Origin of the sequence: Hymenobacter algoricola (genome assembly GCF_039539525.1) — a bacterium.
In the GTDB taxonomy this organism is placed as follows: domain Bacteria; phylum Bacteroidota; class Bacteroidia; order Cytophagales; family Hymenobacteraceae; genus Hymenobacter; species Hymenobacter algoricola.
In genome coordinates, this window is record NZ_BAABDH010000018.1 from 121,828 (window position 1) to 145,569 (window position 23,742).

Consider the following 23,742-nt stretch of genomic DNA (forward strand, 5'->3'; position numbering starts at 1 on the left):
GAGGAATTCCACTCTACTCCTCGCTCCGTTTTATGCGAAAAACCTACCGCTTGCTTTGGGCGGCGCTGCTTGCCACCGCTGCGTCGTCCGCTTACGCTCAATCTGCTTCCGCTCCCGCCCACGCCGTGTACCTGCTCGGCAACACCGCCGGCAAAGACCTGCCTCAAACCCACCTGCGCGCCCTGCGGCAGCAGCTGGAGCAGCAGCAAGGGGCCTTCACGGTCGTCCACCTCGGCGACATCGTGGGCAATGCGGGCCTGGGCAGCAGGAAGGACTCCACTCAAAGTGGTCAGACCGAGCGCGCCGATGCCCTGATTGCCCTGGTGCAGGGCCTGCCCAACGGCCGCATCTACTTCCTGCCCGGCGACAAAGACTGGGACAACTCCGGCCCCGATGGCCTGAAGCGGGTGCAGCGACTGGAAAAATACATCGAGGCCAAGCTGCCCAACCAGAATGCCTTCCTGCCCAGTGGCGGCTGCCCCGGTCCCGAAATTGTGGACGTAGCTCCGCTGGTGCGCCTGGTTGCCATCAACTCGCCCTGGTGGACGCACCCGTTTGACCGGCCCGAAGCGCCGGACACGGAGTGCAAAACCATGACCAAGGAGGAGTTTCGGGAGCAGCTACAGGATGTGCTGGACGAAACCAAGGGCCGCAACGTGCTGCTCGTGGGCCATCAGCCCGTTATCAGCAACGGCGTGTACGGCGGGCGGATGCCGCTGAGCCGCCAGCTGTTTCCCTTCGGGAATGGCATTCCGCTGCCGGTTTTCGGCAGCATCTATTCTGCCTACCGCCAAAACGTGGGCACCCCGCGCGACCTGGCCAACCCGGCCTACCAGGACCTGCGCAAGCAGATGCTGAGCACGCTCAAGGAAAATCCCGGCGTGGTGTACGCCGCCGCCCACGACTTCAGCCTGCAGCTCACCCGCTTCGAAGACAACTACCATCTGATAGCGGGCAGCTTCGCCGAGAAGGAGCACGTGGGAACCAACTCCCAGGCGCTGTTCAACAAGGCGGCGGAAGGCTACACCCGCCTCGACTACTACGCCGACGGCACCGTGAAGACCGCCTTCTTCACGTTCGACAAAGCCGGTACCGCCGTAGCGGAAGCCTACAGCACCACGTTGTTTCAGTCGGCCTGCGCCACGCCGCGCCTGCCCGACGTGCCGGTCAACTTCTTTATTCCGGAGTGCCCGACGGCGCCGGCGGGCGTAGCCGGGACCAAGCCCGACGTTCCGTTTCAGGCCACGACAACGCTGGCCCCGGGCGCGCAGTACACGGCCGGCCCGGGCAAGCGCCTGATGCTCGGGCAGCTCTACCGCAGCTCCTGGATCCAGCCGGTGGCGGTAAAGACGCTGGACCTGGCCACGGAGAAAGGCGGGCTGCGCATCTTCGGCAAAGGCGGCGGCCGACAGACGACCTCGGTCAAGCTGATTGCCGCCGACTCCTCCGAATACGTATTCCGCTCCGTCGATAAGGACGTGACCCGCATCCTGCCGCCCGAGCTGCGCAACTCCGTAGCCGCCGACGTACTCCGCGACATTACGCCCACGGCCCACCCCTACTCGGCCTTGGTCACCGGCTCCCTGCTCGACCAGACCGACATTCTGCACGCCCGGCCCCGCCTGTTTGTGCTGCCCGACAACAGCACGCTGGGCCCCTACCGCGAGAAGTACGCCGGCCTGCTGGGCACGCTCGAAGACCGGCCCGTGGACCCCAAGCCCAACCTGCCCGGCTTCGGCGGGGCTGACGATGTGCGCCGCTCGTTCAGCTTCTTCCGCCAGCTCTACAAGGACCACGACAACCAGATCGATGCCCCGGCCCTGGCCAAGGCCCGCGCCTTCGACATGCTGGTGGCCGACTTTGGCAAGCACGAGGACAACTGGAAGTGGGCCGGCTACAAGCAGGGCAAGAAAACCATCTACCGCCCCATCCCCCGCGACCGGGACCAGAGCTTCACCCTCTGGAACGGCCTGCTGACCTACGTGGCCAACCGCGAGTGGGCCGTGCCCAGCATCGAGGATTTCCAGTCTGAGTTTCACGATATGGAAAGCCTGAACTGGCCCGCCCGCCACCTCGACCGGTTTTTGCTGCAGAGCGTGACCCGGGAGCAGTGGCAGGAAACGGCGCAATACATGCAGCAGCGCATCACCCCCGCCGCCATCGACCAGGCTACGGCCACGCTGCCCAGGGAAATCCAGCCGCTGTCGGGCAACGACCTGAACCGCAAGCTCAAAGCCCGGATTCAGGAGCTGCCCAAGGCCCTGGACGAGTACTACCTGATGCTGGCCAAGCGCGTGGACGTGGTGGGCTCCAACAAGGCCGAGGTATTTCAGGTCGACCGCCTGCCCGACGGCAACGTGCGGGTGCGCATGTTCGACAAAGGCAAGGAAGGCGATGCGCCCAACGGCGACCCGCTGTTCGACCGGACCTTCCGCCACCAGGAAACCGCCGAAGTGGCCCTCTACGGCCTCGACGGCAAGGACGTCTTCACCGTCACGGGTACGGCTTCCAAAAGCGTGCTGGTCCGCATCATCGGCGGCGACGGCAAAGACAAAATCACCGACGAGTCGCGCGTCTCGGGGCTGCGGGCCAAGACCAAGGTGTATGACCTGACCGACACGGAGCTGAAGCTGGGGAAGGAAAGTGAAAACCATACCTCCAACCAGCTGGCCGTAAACCGCTACGACCGCGAAGCCTTCGAGTACGACGGCTACAACCCGCGCGCCACGCTCATCTACAACCAGAGCGACGGATTCGGGGCCGGCGCCGGCTTCGACATTGTGCGCCAGGGCTTCCGTAAGCCCGACTACAAGAACCTGTACGGCTTCGACGTGCGCGGCTCCTCCAACGGCAACTTCCAGGTCTCGCTCAACACCCGGCACCGGCACGCCGTGGGGCAGTGGGATATCGGGGCGCGCACCGAGTATGGCAACTTCTTCCCGTTCTACAACTTCTTCGGCCTGGGCAACAACACCACCAAGGACGAGACGCTCCACGATAACCTCTTCTACAAGGCCCGCTACAAAGGCTACACGCTCAACGCCTTCACCGAGCGCACCTTCTTCCAGCGCAGCCTGTTCCGCATCGGCCCCACCTACGAGCAGTACACCAGCAATTTCAGCGGCCAGAGCCTGCTGGGCCAGCTTCAGACCAACCCGAACCCGGATATCATCCGGCCCAACACCAGCTTTCAGCGCCTGATTGGGGTGAATACCCTGTTCGACCTCGACCTGCGCGACCGGAAAAGCTTCGCCCGCCGCGGGGTGCGCCTGCTGGCCCAGCACGACAGCTACCACCAGCTCAACCGCACCAAGGGCAACTTCGGGCTAACCCAGGGCTTCGCCGAGTACTACGGCACGGCCCGCCTGCTCGTGCCCGTCACGCTGGTACTTAAGGGCGGCGGCGCCCGCAACTACGGCGACGACGACGAAATCCCGTTCTACAAGTTCGCCACCCTGGGCCTGCGCGAAAACCTGCGCGGCTACTACCGCAACCGCTTCAGCGGCGACGCCAGCCTGTACATCAACACGGAATTGCGCCTGGCCCTGGGCCGGGTGCAAACCTCCTTCCTGCCCTTCTCCTACGGCCTGTTCGGCTTCTACGACCGGGGCCGGGTCTACTTCAAGGGCAGCTCCCCCGCCGGCTGGCACGACAGCTACGGCGCCGGCTTCTTCATCGCCCCCGTCTCCGACCAGCTGGCCCTGTCGGTATCCTACCAGAAGTCCCCGGAAAACGGGCTGATTCAGGTTGGCCTCGGCTTCCGCATCGACCAGTAGCGACGCGCACCTGCGTGCCGGAACTGAACGACAGTCCCGAACGATGTGGAGACGCATACTTGCGTCTGCCCGTTGAACGACAATCGTTGGGAAGGCGCAAACGCCGAGACGCAAAGATGCGTCGCTACACCCGCCCGGCATCCTCCCCTACCCACAAAAAAGCCCCGCCGAAAGCGGGGCTTTTTTGTGAGCAAAAGTTGTGTTTGACACTTTTCGTACTGGACTTGTCGAAATTTCTCAACCGGATTTGCTGCAACAGGAATTACGAGTGCAGCATGGACGCGCCAGCTTTGCTTGACACGGGGAAAACAATGTTTTGCGCAATTCCCAGGACAGGCCCTTAGGTACCAAGAGCGTGTTTGGGAATTGTCATGCTTCATCTGTCGTCCGCTTGCCAAAGCATCTCTACCGCTTCGTTAGAGGCTTTTTGGCGAAGCGGTAGCGATGCTTCCGAAGGCGGATTCCCCCACCCCGTGTTCCTCCCGCAGCGCTTCTTACCAACCCGCGCCTCATCCGCTGGTGCGGTGCGTCCAAACCTATATCTTTGTGCCGGCCCCGCGCCCACGCCACCTTACCCAACCTTATGGATTACCCCTTGCTAAAACTGGCCGCCATCGATATTGGATCAAATGCGGTGCGCTGCCAGATTTCGGCGGTGCTCCACTATGGCGACCGGTACCGGCTCAAGCGCGTGGAATACGTGCGCTACCCGCTGCGGCTGGGGGAAGACGTGTTTGCCACCGGCACCATCTCAGAAAAGAAGGAGGAGAAGTTCATCAAGTTTCTGCACGCGCTGAAGCTGCTGATGGAAGTGCACGACGTGGCCCACTACCTGATCTGCGCCACCTCCGCCATGCGCACGGCCGCCAATGGCGCCGCCGTAGCGGCCCGCATCCAGCAGGAGCTGGGCATGACGGTGCAGGTAATCGACGGGCAGGCCGAGGCCGCCTACATCAACCGCGTGATTGAGCACCTGCTCGAAGACAAGAAGCACTACCTGCACATCGACGTGGGCGGGGGCAGCACCGAGTTCAACATCTACCACGACCGGCGCAAAGTAGCTTCCCAGTCGTTTGAAATCGGCTCCATCCGGCGGATGCAGCAGGAAGAAAGCGGCCTGGCCAGCACCGACGCGCAGAACGGCCTGTGGCAGCGCATGGAAGACTGGGTCACCGAAAACGGCCGCAAGTACCACGTTACCCGCGCCATCGGCACCGGCGGCAACATCAACAAGCTCTACCGCCTGGCCCAGGCCTCGCTCGATAAGCCCGTCACGCGCCGCCGTATTGCCACCGTGCTGGGCAACCTGACCGCCATGACCATGGATGAGCGGGTTAACGTGGCCATGCTCAACCCCGACCGCGCTGACGTCATCATCCCCGCCGGCCACATCTACCTGTCCGCCATGCAGTGGGCTAACATCAGCCAGATGATCGTGCCCGACATCGGCCTGAAGGACGGCATGCTCCAGACGCTGTTCGAAGACCACTTCGAGGAAATCCGCCCCAGCACCGACCACTCCGGCATCACGCCCTACGCCGACGTATCCGCCCGCTCCTCCGAGATGGAGTAAGCGGTTATTCGTTTTTGGTGTTTGGCTGTTCGTTTTTCGTCTGTCATCCTGAGCTGGCGAAGGACCTTCCTCGGTCCTATTTCTAAGCCTTCGTCAAAGTAAAAAGCCCTTCACCGCGCCAACGGTAAAGGGCTTTTTACTTTTATTAAACTTTGCAGGAAATCAGAGGAAGGCCCTTCGCTTCGCTCAGGATGACAGACGAAAAGCGAGCAACGCCCTATGCGTTGGCAAAGCCGTCCTCGGCGTTCGGCTCCCCTTCCACCAGGGCCTGCGCCAGGGCGTCGTCCGCCGCTGCCTCGGCGCCGGCTTCCTCGGTTTCCTCCTCATCAACGGGATCGGGGCAGGCTTCCAGGGACGCCGCCTCGGCCGTTTTCGCGGCTTCGGCCGCCAGCTGGCGGCGGGCCTGCTGAAACATGAGGTGCAGCAGCCCCACGGGCGTGGCGGCGGCCAGCCGTTCCTCGTCGCGGCGGTAGAAGTCGCGGTGAATGTTGACGATGGGCTCTTCCGGCTCGGGCTGGCAGCGCACGTAGGCCCCATCCTCGCGCATCTGGTAGGAGTTTTGGTTGTCGAGCAGGTTGAGCATCAGAATGCTGATGGCCTCGCGCTTAAGCTGGGGGTTGACGATGAGGAACAGGGCCTCAATGCGCCGGTCGAAAGAGCGCACCATGGCATCGGCCGAGCCGGCGTATACCTTGGCCTCGCCGGCCTGGTGGAAGTAAAACAGCCGCGCGTGCTCCAGAAAGTCGCCCACGATGCTGCGCACCTCGATATTTTCGCTCAGCCCGGCCCGGCCCGGCCGCAGGCAGCAGATGCCGCGCACGATAAAGCGCACCGGCACGCCGGCCCTGGAAGCCTTGTAAAACTCGTCGATCAGCTCCTTGTCTTCCAGCGAGTTCATCTTTATCACGATGCCGCTGGGCAGGCCCTTCTTGGCATTGCGCACCTCCTCCCGGATCAGCTGAATGAGCTGCTGGCGCATGTCTTTGGGCGCCGTAATCAGGTATTCGTACTCGTCGGGCTGGGAGTGGCCGGTGATGACGTTGAAGAATTCCGACACGTCGTGCCCGTACACGTCGTTGGTGGTGAGCAGGCTCACGTCGGTGTAGAGCTTGCTGGTCTGCTCGTTGTAGTTGCCGGTCCCGATGTGCACGTAGCGCGTCACCTTCTCCCCTTCCTTGCGAATGATCATCAGCAGCTTGGTGTGGGTCTTGTACTTGCTGACGCCGTAAATCACGAAGCAGCCGGCTTTTTCCAGCCGCGCGCCCTCCCGGATGTTCTTTTCCTCGTCGAAGCGCGCCTTCACCTCAAACAGCACCGAGACGTGCTTGCCGTTTTCGGCGGCCTTCAGCAGGGCGGCGCTCACCCGCGAGTCGTCGGCGAGGCGGTAGATGGTTTGCTTGATGCCCAGCACGTGGGGGTCTTCGGCGGCCTGCTCCAGCAGCCGCACCACGGGCTCAATGTTGTTGTAGGGGTGGTGCAGCAGCACGTCGTGGTGCTTGAGAAACTCAAACATGTTTTCCTCGTTGCCCTCGGGCAGGCTCAGCGGGGCCACCGTCGCGGGCGGCCGCGTCGACCTGCCCCTAAAGTTGGGATGCTTCAGGATCTGCAGCAGGCCCTTCATGTCCATCAGCGAGTTGATGACGAACACGTTGCCGTTGTCGATCTGCCAGCGCTCCTTGAGCACGGCCATCATCACCGGGGAGGCATCTTTCTCCACCTCCAGACGCACCACGCGGCCTTTTTTGCGGGTTTTGAGGCCTACCTGAATTTCCTTGATGAAGTCCACGTCGATGTCGTCGGACTCCTCCAGGGTGAAGTCGCCGTTGCGGGTGATGCGGAACAGGTTGGCCGACACGATTTCCACGTTGCGGAACAGCTTGGGCAGGTTGGCCCGCACGATTTCCTCAATGGGCACAAAGATGACCTTGTCCTTGCGGGTCAGCTCGAAGAAGCGCGACAGGTTCTGCGGAATCTGCACGAAGGTGAGCCGCTCCTGCCCCTTGCCCTCCTCCACCGGCCCCGTCCCCGACTCGTTGCCGATATTGGTGGCCACGCCGAAGATGAGCATCTGGTTCATCATCAGCGGAAAGCCGTGGTAGGAGTCGTACACCATCGGCGTGAGCAGCGGAAACACCGTGTTCTTGAAGTAGCCCTCGGCCTTGCGCAGCTCCAGCTCGGTCAGCTCATCCATACGCAGGATGTTGAAGCCGTTCTTCTCGAACTGGGGCTTCAGCTCATTGAGGTAGGTCAATGACTGGTCGTTGACGAAGCGGTGGGCAAAGTCGAGCAGCTTGCGCCGAAACGGCAGCTCCCGCAGCCCCGAGTAGTCGACGCGCTCCTTACCGTAATCAAGGTAGTTGTACAGCGAGCCGACGCGGATCATGAAGAACTCGTCGAGGTTGGACGAGGTGATGGCCAGGAACCGGAGCCGATCGAACAGCGTACGGCCGGCGTCCTTGGCCTGGTCGAGCACGCGGTAGTTGAAGCGCAGCCAGCTCAGGTCGCGGCTGATGTACTTGCTCTTGCGGATAAGGTCGGCGGATTTGAAGAGTTTCATAGCAAAGGGTAAGGCCGGGTAATATACGCAGCGGAAGAGCTCAGTTACGCGTTTTCGTCCGGGGAAATAATAGCGGTGGCTTCAATTTCAACCAGCAGCTCCGGGGCAATCAGCGCCGCTACCTGCACCATGCTGGTAGCCGGCCGGATGGCGCCGAACACTTCGGCATGCGCCCGCCCTACGGCGGCCCACTGCGTAATATCGGTGACGTATATGCGCGTACGTACCACGTCGGCCAAAGTAGCGCCGGCCGCGTGCAGGGCCGCTTCTATTTTCAGCAGCGCCTGCCGGGTTTGCTCATACGCGCCCTCGGCCGGCGCCGTAGTGCCCGACACTTCCACCACGTTAGCTACCCGCACGGCCCGGGAGTAACCCACCATTTCTTCCCAGGGCGAATCAGAGGAGATGTTATGGCGCATGAGGGAAAGGTTGGGGTGAGGCTGTGCAGGAACGACCGGAGCTACCGCCGTGGTAGGCAAGATAGCGGCTTGCCACGGTTTGGGGCAATTGGGAGCGAAAGAAGCCGCGAAAGTTTTTCACAACGACACGGTTTGACGCGCTGTCCGGACACATTTGCGCCATCTCATCATGCTACCTGATGCTACAAGACCTAAATGCCCTCACGCCTGCCGAGCTGGCGGAAGCATTACTGACCGAGTGGGAAGCCCGCAACCAACCAGCTTCTTCCGCCGGGTACAGCGCTTCGCGAAGCCGATTTCTGGCACAGTTTCATCTGCTCAGTCAGCAAGTCCTGCTCTCTGGAGACCTAAGTGTTGATGCTGAAGATGTCCGCACCGTTCTGTTTCGGGCGAATGGCCTGCAGATTGGCAGCGCCGGCCGCAGTGGGCCAGACCGGGCCTTCCGGGCTGCCGCCGCCGCTATGGAGGCGTGCCAGCAGGGTGCGTTGGGGCCAGTATCGGCGGGGCCTGCCAACGCGGTGCTCCTCTCTATTATCAGCGCACCATCTGCCGGAATACACATGGATGAGCTGACAACAATTACGGAATACCTGCAGACGCATGTCGGGCAAGCGGTGGAAGTGCTATTTGGTCATGGCGTCCGGCATCACCTTGCCGAGGAGGTGCAGGTCAGCGTACTGATCGGTTATGGCTCGTCCTCCGCTCCCACTCCCGCCCTGGCACCCCGGCCAGCTCTGCCGCCGGAAGAAGTATTTCCGGCAGCGGTCCGCTTAATCGCAGAACACCAGAAAGTAAGTGTTGGCTTTTTGCAGCGTCACCTCGGCACCGGCTACCACCGTACCTGCCGGTTATTGGAGGAATTGGAAGCTGCGGGGGTTATCAGGCGGCAGGCTGGAGATGGGTATGAGGTAGCAAGAAAAAAATAAATCCTTGCTTGAATATATAATCTTCACGATTTATAAACTCGCCAAAATATAAACCCCAAGGCAATACAGACTCCACTTAAAACCTTCTACTTTCGCTTCATGCAACAACTACAACACCTACTCGATAAGCTAGAGCTTATTCGTCTACGCCAGGAAGGCCGGCAATCTACAGACTCGTTCAATATCTTTCGCTTGCTACGCCCGGAGCATGACGAAGTAAACCTGCACTCCCGCTTTCTTCATGAGCTGCTAAATCCCAAAGGCAGTCACGGTATGGAAGACGCTTTCTTGCGGCTGTTTGCCGTTGAATGCGAACTGCCGTCTTTGAGCTATGATACCGTACAGGTTTTGCGCGAGCACGCCAATATTGACATCCTTATACAGGACCGTCATCAGGCCATCGTTATCGAGAACAAGATTTACGCTGGCGACCAGCACGAGCAGCTTAAGCGATACCACGACATCGTGGTGCGTTCACTCCGCACCCCTACCCTGTTCTATCTCACTCTTGATGGGAATCCTCCCTCTGACTGGTCAGTCGGGGATTTGCAAGCAGAAGTAAGGTGCCTGGCCTATTCGCAGGAAATTGACAGGTGGCTGACTGCTTGCATAAAAGAAGCGGCCCTGAAGCCCTCCGTACGCGAAACAATAATACAGTACCAACAACTAATCCATCAATTAACCGGCAAGACCATGAACGAAGAAGAAAAACAGCAGGTGCTTACTCTAATGGCCAAGGACAATAATGCCGAGCAAGCTGCTATTATCGCTCGCAACTGGAGCCACGTGCGGTGGCATACAGAGTGGGATTTCTGGAATGAGTTACTTGCCTTGGTTGAAAATAAATACGAGGTATCTACTATCGGTAAATTTTCTGACGAATCTATATCAAGAACAGTACATGGGAGTAGAAATAGGAGCCCCTGGTATGGGCTAAGTTTCTGTGTAGGCAATCTACATGGAGCAGGCGTTAATGTTAGAATAGAGCGTAACGAGGGACCGATATATTATGGCTATCCATATCCATTCGATGAAACTCAAACTGAGCTTCGCTCAAAAATAAAGATGGCTATCGAACCATTGACAACACAACACTCCCCGTCTTGGGCTGGTTTGAAGTCCAATAACACCGAAATCGATTTTGAGTCATTTAACACTCCTGTCACACTTCAACTCGCAAATCCTGAGAAGCGAAGAATCATTGTTAGCCAGTTTTTTCAGGAGTTGCAGGAATTCATAGCTGTAACACAAATAGCACTACAACAGCAATTTAATTCTGATTTCACTCCGGTTCAAACGCCTGCGTAAAGTAATGCCCGCCCACGCCCACCTGCGCCGCCAGTTCCACCTCATCCAGCGGCTGCAACAGGCGCGGGGGCGGGCTATTCCGTTCGCGGAGCTGCAACGCTACCTGCTGGAAAGCACCAGCGTCGGCGACTTCAGCGGCGGCTATCAGCTGCGCACGTTTCAGCGCGAAATTCCGCTGATGGCCGAAAACTTCGGCGTAACCATCCGCCACCAGCGGGGCCAAGGCTATTGCATTGCCGAAACTGACCCGCTACTGCCAGAGCAACAGCGGCTGCTGGAGGCGTTTGAGCTGCAGGAGTTCCTGCGGCTGCCAGCGGCGCTGGTTTCCTTCGTGCAGACGGAGCCACGCCGGCCGCTGGGCCTGGAGTATCTGCGGCCAATTTTGCAGGCAGCCCAAGCCCGTCAGGTTGTGGAGCTGGAGTATCAGAAGCACTGGGACGACCAACCCCACCGTCGCACCATTGGCCCGTTGCTTCTGCGCGAGTTTCGGGGGCGCTGGTACGTGGTGGCCGTGATGGTGGGCAGCGGCCGCCTGGCCTGCTTCGGCCTTGACCGGATTCATCACCTGTTGCCCTCTTCCGACCAATTCAGTCCCCCACCCGCCTTTGACGCGGCCACTTACTTCACCCACTGCTTCGGCATCACCCGCCCTACGGACGGAGAAGAACCCCAGGAAATTCGGTTGCGCTTCGAGCCCGTGCAGGGGCGCTATGCGCTGAGCTATCCACTACACGCCTCTCAGCAAGTGGTAGCAGTTGATGAAGACGCTATCAGCATCCAGCTTACCGTCTACGATACCCACGACCTGCGCATGGAATTACTCAGCTACGGCCCCGAAGTAGAGGTGCTGGCACCCGCCAGCCTCCGCGCGTGGGTAAGAGAAGCCCACGCCGCCCACCGCTGACCATTGGGCACATATCAACAAAAACAGCCACTCTGCTCAGGGTGGCTGTTTTTGTTGATAATATTAAAGCCAAAAAGGGGAATCTGAGCCGGCCACAAAATCCGTGGAATCCGAAAAATCCGCCGGAATCCGTGGTCTACACATCCAGCTTGGCGTACTTGGCGTTCTTCTCAATGAACTCGCGCCGGGGCGGTACCTCGTCGCCCATCAGCATGGAGAACAGGTGGTCGGCTTCCACGCCGGAGTCCACATCCACGCGCTTCAGGGAGCGAGTGTCGGGCTGCATGGTGGTGGTCCAGAGCTGCTCGGCGTTCATCTCGCCCAGGCCTTTGTAGCGCTGCACGTTCACCGTTTCGGGCTTGCCGCGGCCCAGCTCTTCCTGCGCGGCGGAGCGTTCCTGCTCGGTCCAGCAGTAGCGCTCTTCCTTGCCGCGCTTCACCAGGTAGAGCGGCGGCAGGGCAATGTAGATGTAGCCCTTGTCGATCAGCTCGCGCATATAGCGGAAGAAGAACGTCAGGATCAGCGTCCGGATGTGGGAGCCGTCGATATCAGCATCGGTCATGATGATGACCTTGTGGTAGCGCAGCTTGTCCAGGTTCAGCGAGCGGGTGGTGCTGCCGTCGTCCTCGTCGGTCTTCTTCTCGAAGCTCACGCCGAGGGCCGTAATCATATTACGGATTTCCTCGTTTTCGTAGATGCGGTGCTCCTGGGCTTTCTCCACGTTGAGGATCTTACCGCGTAGGGGCAGAATAGCCTGGAACGCCCGGTTGCGGCCCTGCTTGGCGGTGCCGCCAGCCGAGTCGCCTTCCACCAGATACAGCTCGCACAGCGCCGGGTCCGATTCCGAGCAGTCGGCCAGCTTGCCGGGCAGGGAGTTGGAGCCCAGCACCGATTTGCGCTGCACCATCTCGCGGGCCTTGCGGGCCGCCACGCGGGCTTTGGCCGCCAAGATCACCTTCTCAACGATGATGCGGGCCTCCTTGGGGTTTTCCTCCAGGTACTGGTTGAGAATCTCGCCTACCACCTGATTCACGGCGCCGCTCACTTCGGAGTTGCCCAGCTTGCCCTTGGTCTGGCCTTCAAACTTAGGCTCCTGCACCTTCACCGAAATAACGGCCGTGAGGCCCTCGCGGAAGTCGTCGCCCTGAATCTCAATTTTGGCTTTGGCGACCTCCCCCGATTTCTCGGCGTAGGCCTTCAGCACCCGCGTAATGGCCGAGCGGAAGCCCGCCACGTGGGTACCGCCCTCGTGGGTGTTGATGTTGTTGACGTAGGAGAAGATGTGCTCCTGATATGAGTCGTTGTACTGGAAGGCCACTTCCACCGGGATGCCGCGCTCGGTAGCCACGTACACGGGCCGCGTCATCAGCACGGTGCGGCTGTTGTCGAGGTACTGCACATACTCGGCCACGCCGCCCTGGGAGTAGAACTCGTCGCGCTGCTCCTCGCCCCCATCGGCCGGGGTGCGCAGGTCAGTCAGCACGATGCGGATACCGCGGTTCAGGTAAGCCAGTTCGCGCAGGCGGGTGGCAATCCGCTCGTAGGAGTACACCAGCGTTTCATCGAAGATGGAAGGGTCGGGCTGGAACATAACCCGGGTACCGCGGCCCGTGCTGTCGCCTATCTCCCGCACATCGTAGAGGGGCACGCCGATGTGGTATTCCTGCTCGTACACGTGGCCATCGCGCTCCACGGTTACGTGGGTGTGGGTGCTCAGCGCATTCACGCACGATACGCCGACGCCGTGCAGGCCCCCGGAGGTCTTGTAGCTGTTCTTGTCGAACTTACCCCCGGCGTGCAGCACGGTGAGGGCAATTTCGAGGGCTGACTTACCGAATTTCTGGTTGATACCCACGGGAATACCGCGGCCGTTGTCCTGGACGGATATGGCGTTGCCGGGATGAATATGGACCTCGATATGGTCGCACTGCCCGGCCAGCGCTTCATCGATAGAGTTATCGACAACTTCCCAAACCAGGTGGTGCAGCCCTTTCGTGCCCGTATCGCCGATGTACATAGACGGCCGCTTGCGCACGGCCTCCAGGCCTTCCAATACCTGAATACTATCGGCAGAGTACTGATCGTCGACTTTGTTTACTTTCGGTTCGCTCATGTGTAACGCTCTTGTTGCAGCTTATTTGCTTACTTACAAAGATACCTATTTTATCCGGTTTTTGCCAGCTTCCCGGCGTTTGCGGGCGGGTCAGCAGCAACCGAAAACAGGCTTTTAAATGTCGTCACGGCATTTTTCGGACCCCAGCCCCTTTGCTCCCGGATCGGCGTAACCGAGCAACAAAAAAGCTCCTTCCATAAGGAAGGAGCTTTTTGAAAAAGCGAAGCGTTTCGCGGGGTTACTCAATCACCAGCTTCTGCTGAGCGACGCCGTTTTCGGTGCGCAGCTCCAGCGTGTAGAGGCCGGCTTTCTCCTTGCTCAGGTCCACCGTCGAGAGCTGCGAGGCAATGGCCGTAGCGTTCAGGGTCTGGCTCAGCACCAGGCGGCCAACGGCGTCGAACACGCGCACCGAAGTACCGGCTTTGATGCCCGTAGCCAGCTGCAGGTTGAATACGCCCGAAGCGCTGGGGTTAGGATAAACCGACAGCGCCTTCTGCAGCTCCGCGTTGCGGTTGCCCAGAATGGTCGCGTTGGCTTTGTACACGCCCCCGACGCCGTTGGCATCCGTACGTGCGCCGGCATAACCCACCGTGCGGCTAATGAAATCAACCGATGAATAGTAATTCCGGCGGTCAATATCAATCCAAGTCAGGCCGTTGTTGGTGGAGTAGGAGGAGCCATAATCAGCGGTAGTAGCAACCGGCAAAACAGAAGACCCCACGCTAATCAGCATATTCGTACCCGGTACTGCGTCAATGTCGAAGCAGTTGAAGTTACCCGTATAAGCGCGAGGAGTCCAAGTAGCACCGCCATCAGTGGTACCAATCAGGTTTATACCGCCTGTTGTGGAGGCATTGAAAGCAATACCATTGTTCTGATCGGTAAAAGCGATTTTGCTAACAGAACCCACCAGAGTCGTTTGGACTGAAGCCGTCCAGGTCAGACCGCGGTCCGTCGATTTCAGGATGCGGGTTGGAATACCGGAATTCTGATCTGAGGGGTTTGACAGGTTAGTAGTGCCCGCCCAAATAGTGTTACCCAACGCAAAGTACGAGCCTACCAAGCCGTATTCGCCGGGCCCCAGCGGCGCCGGAGTGTTGGAAGAAGGTACGCGCACCCAGGTATTGCCGCCGTTGCTAGTGGTGTAGATTTCAAAGTAAGCAGCACCCGGACCGTTCGGGTCGCCCAGGCAAACACCGTTGTTGGCATCGAAGAAGTACACCCAGTTGTTGAAGCCCGCCGGAGCAGCAAACTGCGAAATGGTCGTGGACTTGGTCCAGGAATTGCCGCCGTTGGTGGTTTTCACCACTTCACCGCCACCGGCTGCGCCAAACTGCGCCACGAAGGCCGTGTTGCCGTCCAGCGCGTGAATACCAGCGGCCTGGTAGTTAGCCGCGCCGGTGACGGCGTTGAACGACCAAGTCGAACCGCCGTTGATGGTGCGCGTGAACAGGTTGGTGGAAGCTCCATCAACGCTTTCCTGAATCAGTTGCCAAGCGACCTGCTCGCTCACCGTCTGAATCTGACGGGATAAGAAGTTAGGCGGCGTTGCGGCGCCGGTCGTGTTCTGCAGCGTCCATTTCGAGTTGGTTTGCGCCTGCGCCGAAAAGGCTAATCCGCAGAGTAAGGCCAGAGGGAGTAAGTTTTTTTTCATGAAGGGGAAAAAGTGAGTGGTAGGGAGGTGCAACCCTGGTTGGAATCGATGGCAAGCTAAGACTTTTTCTATATGCAAAAGCCACCGCAGGGATCAGCAATCTACTGCTTTTCCTAAAAAAATACCAGCAAAGCGCAACGATAAAAGCAAAAAAAGCCCCGACTATCGGGGCGACAGTCAGGGCTTTTCAGGTACAACGTGGCCCCGATGTGATTCGAACACATGACCGGCTGCTTAGAAGGCAGCTGCTCTATCCAGCTGAGCTACGGGGTCAAAAACAAATAGCCGCCTGCCCCGAAGGCGGGCTGACGGCTACATTGAAGTCGGGGTGGCAGGATTCGAACCTGCGGCCTCCTGCTCCCAAAGCAGGCGCGATACCGGGCTACGCTACACCCCGAAAAGAAATGTTGAATTTTAGCGGTTGGCTTCTGAATGACCGGCACTCAAAACGCAACCGCCAAAATTCAACATTCCGGAAATGTGGAGAGAGGGGGATTCGAACCCCCGGTAACCTTTAGAGCTACGGCAGTTTAGCAAACTACTGGTTTCAGCCACTCACCCATCTCTCCAGAAAGGCTGCTCTTCCGTCCGAAGAGTGCGCAAATATACGACTAGTCCCGAAAAACAAACTCTCCGAAAAAAAATAACTTCTTTTGCCAAACCCGCCGCAAGCCCCGCCAGGGCCTATCTTTGCCCTCTCACGAATGCTGCCCGCGGCCCGTTTCCGAATGAACGCTAACCAGTTGGCTCCCCGCCTGCGCCTATGAACTGGGCCTTCCCGCTATCCTGGACCGAGCCCACGGCCGCCCTGATTTTTTTGGGGCTGTACGTAGGCTACGCCCTGCGCACCCGCCGGCTGGCCCTGCCGCTGCGGCAAAAGGCGTGGCGGCTGGGCTGGAAGCTGGGCCTGCGCCTGCTGTACTTCGCCCTGTTCCTGATTGCGCTGCGGGGCCCGGCCTACGGCGTTACCCAGCAGCCCGTGCGCACCTCGGGCAAGGATGTGTGGCTGCTGGTAGACCTGTCGCGCTCCATGAACGCCCCCGACGTAGCTCCCACCCGCCTGAGCAAGGCCAAAGCCGAGCTGACGGCCCTGATCAGCCGCTTTCAGGCTGACCGGATCGGCCTGATCGTATTTGCCGCCGATGCCTTCGTGCAATGCCCGCTGACGTACGATCAGGGGGCACTGCAGCTTTTTGTGAATACGCTACAGACGGAGTTGGTGCCCGTGGGCACCACCGATCTGGCCGCCCCGCTGAACCTGCTGCTCACCCGTATTGCCGCTACCCCACCAGTGGCGGGCAGCCCCCCCCGGGCCACGGCCGTCGTGCTGATCAGCGACGGGGAAGACTTTGGGGAAACTATCGAGCCGACGCTGCGCGAGCTGACCCGTTCCGGTGCCCGGCTGTTTGCCATGGGAGTCGGGACGCTGGAGGGCTCCCGCGTGCCGCGGGAAGGAGGCCGCTTCGTGCGTGATGCTCAGGGGCGCGATGCCGTCAGCAAGCTGGCCCCGCTCATGCTGCGGCGGCTGGCCGAGCAAACCAACGGGCAGTATTTTGAGCTTACGGACCGGCGCAATGAATTTCCGCTGCTGGTAAATGCGTTGAACCGGGTGGAAGGGCAGGCCGAGCAGGTACGCACCGTGTCGGTGGCCGACAACCGCTACCGGTATCCGCTGCTGCTGGCCCTGGCCCTGCTGCTGCTCGACGTTATACTCACCGTTAAAGTAATCCGCCCTTGAAAACTCTCGTCTTGACCAGCCTGCTGATGCTGGGCAGCTGGGGCAGCCTGACGCGGATCCGGGACCGGAATGTGGCCATTCAGCGGGCGGAGGTCGCCTACGCCCGCGGTAACTTTACGGTAGCAGCGCAGCAGTATCACAAGGCCGTGGAGCAGTTGGGCGCCCGGGATGAAGCCGTGGTGCTGAACCTGGCCCACGCCAGCGCCCAGGCCGGACAGCGGGCGCAAGCCCGCAGCATGTACGGCCGGCTGCTGCTGAGCCGGCAGCCCGCGGTGCGCAGCATTGCCCGCCAGCAGCTGGCCGTGCTGGCCGCCCGCACCGGCGACTACGCCCAGGCCCTCAGCCTGCTGCGCAAAGCGTTGGTTGCCGACCCCACTAACCCCGGCGCCCGCTACAACTACGAAGCCCTGAAAGCCTACCTGGACCAGCGGCAGCAGGAGCCGCAGCTGCCGCCCCCGGCGCCGGATGGCGCGGGACCGCCCGAGCAGCGCCCCCCCGATCGGCAAAACCCGGGACGGCAGCCCCGCCCCCGGGCCGGCCAGGACCGCAGCGGCCAGCTCGACGACCCAACCAAGCCCGCCGACCGTCAGAACGCTCCCCGCTCCCGAGCCGACCAGCAGGGCCAGCGCGACCCCGCCCGCTCCGATTCCAGCCCCGGCACGGGCGCGCCGGGAGGGTTTCAGCCCGGCCCGGGCAAGCCGCAGCAGGTAGCCCGCGGCACCGAGCCCGGCAGCGTGCGGGGCCTGAGCGACAATGGCCCGGGCGCCGAAGCCACCGGAGCCAGCCGGCGGGCCGGCTCAGAGCCGGCGGCGCCCAACGAAACCCAGCTGCAGACCCAGCGGGAGCGGCTGCAGCAGATGAACCTCAGCTCGGGGCAGGCCCGGCAGCTGCTGGAAGCCCTGAACGCGGCCGAGCAGCAGTATTTGCAGCAATTGCCGCACAAAGCCGTCCGTAAGCCGGATTCCGGCAAGCCCGCCTGGTAGCCTGCCGGGCCGCGGTGACTCGGGAGTGGGGGTAGCCGTGTGCTGCCCGTCAATTCTTACCTTTACCGTCCAATCCAACCAAACCCCACCCTTCGCAAGCTTATGCAAATCAAAGAAGTTGTAATCGTGGCCGCCGTGCGTACTCCTATTGGCTCGTTTGGCGGCAGCCTGTCGTCGTTGTCGGCTACCGAGCTGGGGGCCATTGCCCTGAAAGGCGCCCTGGAAAAGGCCGGCGTTGATCCGAAGGAAGTGCAGCAGGTGATTATGGGCAACGTTATTTCGGCCAACCTGGGTCAGGCTCCGGCCCGGCAGGCTGCCAAAAAAGCCGGTCTGCCCGATACCGTGGAATGCACCACCGTCAATAAAGTGTGTGCCTCGGGCACCAAGGCCATCATGTACGGCGCCCAGGCCATCATGCTGGGCCAGGCCGACGTGGTGCTGGCCGGCGGCATGGAAAGCATGTCGAACGTCCCTTACTACCTGGACAAAGCCCGTTTCGGCGCCAAGTACGGCCACGGCCAGATGATTGACGGCCTCGTGCGCGACGGCCTCTGGGACCCGTATCACGACTACGCCATGGGCAACGCGGCCGAGAATACGGCCAAGGAAATGGGCTTCACCCGCGAGCAGCAGGACGCCTTTGCCATCGAGAGCTACACCCGCAGCGCCAACGCGGCCAAAGCCGGCAAGAAAAAGGACGAAATCATCCCCGTGACCATCGAGAGCCGCGGCAAAACGACGGTAGTGGAGGATGACGAGGAATACCTGAAGGTCGATTTCACCAAAGTAGCCGGCCTGAAGCCCGCCTTTATTAAAGAGGGCGGGACGGTAACGGCGGCTAACGCCTCCACCCTCAACGATGGCGCTGCCGCCGTGCTGCTCATGAGCCGCGAGAAGGCCACCGAGCTGGGCGTGACGCCGCTGGCTATCATCCGGGGCTTCGCCGACGCCGAGCAGGCCCCGGAGTGGTTCACCACCACGCCCGCCCTGGCTATTCCGAAGGCGCTGAAAAATGCCGGCGTGGATGCTTCGGAAGTGGATTTCTACGAAATCAACGAGGCCTTCTCGGTGGTATCATTGGCCAACAACAAGCTGCTGAACCTGGAAGGCTCGAAGGTAAACGTGTACGGCGGAGCCGTCAGCCTGGGCCACCCGCTGGGGGCTTCGGGGGCCCGTATCGTGACCACACTGCTGAACGTGCTGCGCAATGAAGGCGGCAAAATCGGCGTCACGGGGATCTGCAACGGCGGCGGCGGCGCCAGCAGCCTCGTCATCGAGAAGATCTAACCGGTGCTTTAGCCGCCTGACCCATCGGGTTTAGCGGTAGTCCTGCCCTGAAGTCCTGCTGCATTTTTTGCGGCAGGGCTTTTGTTTTCGGCCGAAGTCAGCCGGCGGCGGCCCGGTCCCCCGGCTTCAGTCCAGGATCTGGCAGGCCTCCCTGCAGCCGGCTGAAGAAATACTTTCCCCATTCCCCCGTTCTTGGCGCTATGAAACGAGTTCTTTTCCTGCTGCTCCTGCTCTCCACCACCGCCCAGGCCCAGAAGCTGCGGCGCTTTACGTCCTATTACGACTCGACCAACACCCGCAAGCGGGAAATCTACTCGGCCATCGTAGCCGGCGACACCGTGATGGAAGGGCCCTACAAGCGCTTTTACCGCTCGGGCCGCCTCGAAGCCCAGACCCGCTACGCCGGCGGCAAGCGCGACTCGGCCTACGTGGAGTTTCACCCCGGCGGCCCGCGCCGCCTCGAAGTAACCTACCGCGACGGAGTGCGCCAGGGTCCGTTCAAAACCTACTACGAAACCGGCAAGCTAGCCCAGGAAGGCACCTACGAAAACGACCAGCCCACCGGCACGCTCCGCTACTACCACCCCAACGGGGAAATAAAGCTGGAAACGACCCTGGCCAACGGCCAGCCCGCCGGCACGGTGCGGGAGCTGTACCCGTCGGGCAAATCCAAGGTGGAAATCACCTACCAGAACGGGCAGGCCAACGGGCCGGTGAAAACGTTTTTTGCCAACGGGCAGCTCCAGAGCGAGGGTACCTACAGCCGCGGGCTGCTGGCGGGGCCGTACAAAACCTACTACGACAACGGCCAGACCGAGACCGAGGTGCTGGCCGACAAGTCGGGCCGGGGCTCTTACCACAGCTACTACCGCTCGGGCAAGCTGCGCACGGAAGGCACCTACGTGGCCGCCACGTTTTCGGGCCGGGCCATTAAAAACCCCCTGGCGGACGATTTGACCAAGCAGGCCAAAAGCCTGGCCGGCGGCACCTCCAACCTCGACGGACCGGCCAAGGCCTACTACGAAAGCGGGGCCGTGAAAAGCCGCCTGAACTACCGCAACGGCACGCTGGTAGGCACCCAGGACGATTTTTACGAGTCGGGCAAGCCCGAGCAGAAGATTGAGTACGCCAACCAGGGCCGGGACCGGAAAATCACCACCTACTTCGAAGACGGCTTTCCGCACGAGGAGCAGCAGTTTAAAAACGGGCAGATGGCCGGCCTGTGGCGCACGTTTTACCCCGGCGGCCGGCAGGTGCAGCAGCAGCAGACCTACGCGGCGGGCCGGCTGGCAGGCGAAAAGCTGCTCTACTACCCCACCGGCGCGCTGCAGAGCAAAGTCGTTTACGAAAGCGGCAAGCCCGGCGGCCTGGGCCAGGAGTTCTACCCTTCGGGCAAGCTCAGGAAGGAGACGACCTACGTGAAGGGCGTCAAGGTGGGGCCCTTCCGGCAGCTGCGCGAAGACGGCACGCCCGAAATTGCCGGCGCCTTCCGCAACAACCGCGAAACCGGCCTCTGGACCTATTATGGCCCCGATGGTAAGACGGTGGTACAGAAGAAAACCTTCCGCAACGGCCAGGAAGTGAAAGCCGCCAAGTAAGCCTGGAAGCTGCCGCCCGTTTGCGTCTAGGCAAGGCCCCCACCAAGTCGCCGCTGGCATCCGGAACGCCGGCAGCGGCTTGGTGGGGGCCTTCGTTCGGGTGGCGGCTTCGGGTGCAACCGTTGGAATGCCGGCTTGTCTGTAAGCCGGGCTAGACTTCCAGGCATGTTCCTGCCGGCAAAAGCCGCTGTTGCCCCGGTGTCGGCGGCCCGAGCAGCCGGCGGAACAGCGCGTAGACTTTCTTCGCCAACCCAGCGGCGGGCTTCCGCCTTGTCCGCCCGGTTGCCCTGCTCACTTCTTCGCCACTTACGACTGCTGCCGTCCGCTTCTACCGAGCCTTTTGGGATACTCTGGGCGCCGGCGGGCTTCGGCAATGCGGCGCTGAGAACAAGGGGCATTGCAGTAGTGGGGCAGCATACGCTACCCTACTAAAAATTCTGCAGTGCCAAAACAGCGTCTGAAATGGATGGTCGGGAGGCAGCACCGGGAGGCTTAAAAAAAATAGCACGGTAGAGTACTGAGAGGAGTATGGGTTTCATCCAGCAACCCGACTCTTTGGCTGAACGGAGAACTTAGCGATAATCAAATGCGTCAGGGGCTCATGCGGCGGGTGACAAAATCGTCCCCAGTCGGGAAAAAGGGCTGAATAACAAAAGAAGCGTTAAGCCAAAGAAAATTTTAGCCGGTTACCTGTAATGCGCTACCTGCTCTGGCGATATAGTATCTGTATCTCACCTAACCCCTTCGTACGCCATGATTCCATTTGCCTTCCCCATCTTCCACGATGACCGCAACCAGTCGCCGCAATACCGCAAGCGGGCTAACCGCTTCGCCTTGGTGCTCTTTACCGTCACGGCCCTAGCGGGCTTGGCAGTCAAGTACTCAGCCTACTAAAATTTCGGAGGTGCTGAAATAGCGTCTGAAGGCAGCTTTTCGCTTTCGCTCGGTTCCTACCCCGACTCTCCAAAACGGCCTCTGGAAGCCTGAAAACAAGAACCGGGAAGCGGCAGCCAAAGGCTCAAAAAAAATAGCAGGGTAGAGCCAGCAGTATCTGGCTGGTGCGGGATGGGTAAAGCAGCCTAAAAGCGGCTGAAATAGCCTGACCCCTAAAAAAAGTTGAAAATATTTTACGGGGAGCATACGAGCCCTGCAACCTACGAATCGTTTCGTAGTCAGTAGCTCAAATAGCCGCTTCCCCACCGCCGGTAGTGCCCGGCGGCCAGCTGCCCCTCGTGGGCGCGGTGCTGCTCCGGCAGAATTTTGGGTTGGTGTATATGCTCCTCCCGGCCAGAAACCCGCTTTTCAGACGAAAGAACGGAATTCACCAGTTGCCCCAGGGCCAGCCGAACGAGTCTGGCGCTTTTTCTGAAAGGCCAGGCAACCTTGCCAGACAGCCAGCCATCTACCCTTCCGACGGCCCCAGCTAAGCTACCGGCTTTTCCCCGCTGCCGTCTAATTCCTTCCCCGTTCCCTGCTGTTTTTGGAGACTCAGAAAAATTAATTTCAAAAGTACCTTGCTTTACATAGTACTGTAATTTACCTTTGTTCCGTTCCTTTACTCTGCCTGGCGGCGGTCCGGCTTCCCCCCCGGACTTGGCCAACCGCCTCTCAGAGCCGTTTCAGCTAGCTGAGCTGAGATTTTGCCCCGCTTCCCAGCTCCCGAGCTGCTTTAGCGGGCTTGAGGTTCCTCTCACTTTTTTTGGCTCAGCCCCGTGCTACGGGACAGAACCGCGGCTTTCCAGGCGCGCATCGGCTGACCGTTTCCTTTTCTTTCCCCTTTTTTCCCGTCGTTATGAAAACGTCCCTTCTCAACCGTGCCCTGGCCATTTTCTCCTTTTTCCTGCTGCTGGCCGGGGCCGCTCCGGTCCAGGCCCAGACGCTGCGGCACGGCACGCTCACGGGTAAGCTCCTGGATGCCAGCACCAAAGAGCCTATCCCCAACGTCACCGTGGTGCTGCTCCGCGCTTCCGACAAAGCCCTGATCCGGACGGCTATCACCCGCGCCGATGGCACGTTTGAAATTTCCCGGGTGCCGTTCGGGCAGTATTCGTTCCGCACCACGGTGCTCGGCTACCGCGCCCAGTATCCGGCCGTAGCTTTCCACGCCAAGCAGACCACGGTGGCCATGGGCAAAGTAGCCCTGCAGCCCTTAGCCACCCAGCCGGCCCCGGTGCCGACGGCCCCCCGCGTGCTGCTGGCCGCCCGCTAGCCCCGGTTCCGGGCTGCCCGACCCACCCTGCCTTTTCAGTTGCTTTTGCCTTTGGCCCCGGCTTTCCGGGGGCTTACGGCCAGTGCCTTGCCTTTGCTTTCCTGACTTCCAACCTTTTTGTCTTTCTGAACTATGAAAACTTTCCTGCTTGCCCGTCTGAGTTTGTTGGCTATCCTGTTTGGCCTGTCCATCACCCTGGCTACCGCCCAAACCACCACTTACACCGAGGATGCCCGGCCCGCCGGCACCGGCTACTGGACCATCGAATCGGACCAGAGCCACCGCGACTACAGCATCGTGCGCTTTTACTCGGCGCAGCACGAGAAAATCTACGAGGAGCGCCTCAATGAGCTGTGCCTCGACCCCAGCAAAGGCACGGCCGCCTGCCGCCGCACGGCCCGCATGCTGAGCAAAGCCCTGGTGCAGGTGCAGCGCACCCGCAATACGACCATGGTAGCCAACGGCCTGGGCCGCTACCACCGCGCCCCGAAAGGCGGCACGTTTGCGGCCCGCTAGCCCTGCCTTACAGGTTGCCCGGGTGGCGGAGCCAGTCTGCCTGCCGCCACCCGGGCCCGCAGTCGAACCACTGACTTGGCGCTCAGCCTACGCGCAGGAACCCCTCCGATTCCTGCTTTTTTTTGCGCCTTTACCTTGTATCACCCAGTACTTTTAAAATAGCTGCCCCCCCTGCTGCTCT

The 23,742-nt window shown here is 60.7% G+C and carries 16 protein-coding genes and 3 tRNA genes; 12 read left to right on the plus strand and 7 right to left on the minus strand.

Annotation, left to right across the window (positions count from 1 at the left end):
• Window positions 1–32 precede the first annotated feature (32 nt).
• On the plus strand, window positions 33–3,776 hold the full coding sequence (locus ABD842_RS05870; protein WP_345111370.1) for a hypothetical protein: 3,744 nt from the start codon (window positions 33–35) through the stop codon (window positions 3,774–3,776).
• Between the two features lie 583 nt (window positions 3,777–4,359).
• Window positions 4,360–5,349, plus strand: coding sequence for a Ppx/GppA phosphatase family protein (locus ABD842_RS05875; RefSeq protein WP_345111373.1), 990 nt, complete (start codon window positions 4,360–4,362; stop codon window positions 5,347–5,349).
• A gap of 217 nt (window positions 5,350–5,566) precedes the next feature.
• Here ABD842_RS05875 and ppk1 read toward each other — a convergent pair whose 3' ends face one another.
• Window positions 5,567–7,906, minus strand: a complete 2,340-nt coding sequence (gene ppk1 / locus ABD842_RS05880) for a polyphosphate kinase 1 (RefSeq protein ID WP_345111375.1) — start codon at window positions 7,904–7,906, stop codon at window positions 5,567–5,569.
• Between the two features lie 44 nt (window positions 7,907–7,950).
• Window positions 7,951–8,325, minus strand: coding sequence for a RidA family protein (locus ABD842_RS05885; RefSeq protein ID WP_345111378.1), 375 nt, complete (start codon window positions 8,323–8,325; stop codon window positions 7,951–7,953).
• Window positions 8,326–8,504: 179 nt separating this feature from the next.
• On the opposite strand from ABD842_RS05885, the gene ABD842_RS05890 reads away from it, so the two are divergent.
• The 3 genes from ABD842_RS05890 to ABD842_RS05900 all read left to right on the plus strand — a co-directional run bounded on the left by ABD842_RS05890 (window position 8,505) and on the right by ABD842_RS05900 (window position 11,463).
• Entirely contained in the window at window positions 8,505–9,251 is a 747-nt protein-coding gene (locus ABD842_RS05890; protein WP_345111380.1) for a DNA translocase FtsK, read from the plus strand.
• A 99-nt stretch (window positions 9,252–9,350) separates the two neighbouring features.
• Window positions 9,351–10,559: a PDDEXK-like family protein gene (locus ABD842_RS05895; protein WP_345111382.1), complete on the plus strand. Its 1,209-nt coding sequence runs from the start codon at window positions 9,351–9,353 to the stop codon at window positions 10,557–10,559.
• A gap of 4 nt (window positions 10,560–10,563) precedes the next feature.
• Window positions 10,564–11,463, plus strand: a complete 900-nt coding sequence (locus tag ABD842_RS05900) for a helix-turn-helix transcriptional regulator (protein WP_345111385.1) — start codon at window positions 10,564–10,566, stop codon at window positions 11,461–11,463.
• Between the two features lie 136 nt (window positions 11,464–11,599).
• Here the strand turns inward: ABD842_RS05900 and gyrB are convergent, their stop codons facing one another.
• From gyrB to ABD842_RS05925, 5 genes are all read right to left on the minus strand, one after another.
• Window positions 11,600–13,576, minus strand: a complete 1,977-nt coding sequence (gene gyrB / locus ABD842_RS05905; protein ID WP_345111388.1) for a DNA topoisomerase (ATP-hydrolyzing) subunit B — start codon at window positions 13,574–13,576, stop codon at window positions 11,600–11,602.
• A gap of 238 nt (window positions 13,577–13,814) precedes the next feature.
• The gene (locus ABD842_RS05910; RefSeq protein ID WP_345111390.1) at window positions 13,815–15,230 is read right to left on the minus strand and encodes a T9SS type A sorting domain-containing protein; all 1,416 of its coding nucleotides are present in this window, start codon (window positions 15,228–15,230) and stop codon (window positions 13,815–13,817) included.
• Window positions 15,231–15,429: 199 nt separating this feature from the next.
• Window positions 15,430–15,503, minus strand: a tRNA-Arg gene (locus tag ABD842_RS05915).
• Between the two features lie 50 nt (window positions 15,504–15,553).
• Window positions 15,554–15,627, minus strand: a tRNA-Pro gene (locus ABD842_RS05920).
• Window positions 15,628–15,711: 84 nt separating this feature from the next.
• Window positions 15,712–15,799: transfer RNA gene (locus ABD842_RS05925), tRNA-Ser, on the minus strand.
• A 194-nt stretch (window positions 15,800–15,993) separates the two neighbouring features.
• On the opposite strand from ABD842_RS05925, the gene ABD842_RS05930 reads away from it, so the two are divergent.
• The 7 genes from ABD842_RS05930 to ABD842_RS05960 all read left to right on the plus strand — a co-directional run bounded on the left by ABD842_RS05930 (window position 15,994) and on the right by ABD842_RS05960 (window position 23,561).
• Window positions 15,994–16,968, plus strand: a complete 975-nt coding sequence (locus ABD842_RS05930; protein WP_345111393.1) for a vWA domain-containing protein — start codon at window positions 15,994–15,996, stop codon at window positions 16,966–16,968.
• Window positions 16,965–17,951: a tetratricopeptide repeat protein gene (locus ABD842_RS05935; protein ID WP_345111396.1), complete on the plus strand. Its 987-nt coding sequence runs from the start codon at window positions 16,965–16,967 to the stop codon at window positions 17,949–17,951. Before ABD842_RS05930 ends, ABD842_RS05935 begins: the two co-directional genes overlap by 4 nt.
• 102 nt (window positions 17,952–18,053) lie before the next feature.
• Window positions 18,054–19,238, plus strand: a complete 1,185-nt coding sequence (locus ABD842_RS05940; protein ID WP_345111399.1) for an acetyl-CoA C-acyltransferase — start codon at window positions 18,054–18,056, stop codon at window positions 19,236–19,238.
• Window positions 19,239–19,438: 200 nt separating this feature from the next.
• Window positions 19,439–20,836 carry a toxin-antitoxin system YwqK family antitoxin gene (locus ABD842_RS05945; RefSeq protein ID WP_345111402.1) on the plus strand — a complete coding sequence of 466 codons (1,398 nt, stop codon included), beginning with the start codon at window positions 19,439–19,441 and terminating at the stop codon, window positions 20,834–20,836.
• Window positions 20,837–21,589: 753 nt separating this feature from the next.
• Complete coding sequence (locus ABD842_RS05950; RefSeq protein ID WP_345111405.1) at window positions 21,590–21,730, plus strand: hypothetical protein; 141 nt, start codon at window positions 21,590–21,592, stop codon at window positions 21,728–21,730.
• Window positions 21,731–22,628: 898 nt separating this feature from the next.
• The gene (locus ABD842_RS05955) at window positions 22,629–23,045 is read left to right on the plus strand and encodes a carboxypeptidase regulatory-like domain-containing protein (RefSeq protein WP_345111407.1); all 417 of its coding nucleotides are present in this window, start codon (window positions 22,629–22,631) and stop codon (window positions 23,043–23,045) included.
• A 132-nt stretch (window positions 23,046–23,177) separates the two neighbouring features.
• A complete protein-coding gene (locus tag ABD842_RS05960) occupies window positions 23,178–23,561 on the plus strand; it encodes a hypothetical protein (RefSeq protein WP_345111410.1) in 384 nt (127 codons plus the stop codon).
• Window positions 23,562–23,742 lie beyond the last annotated feature (181 nt).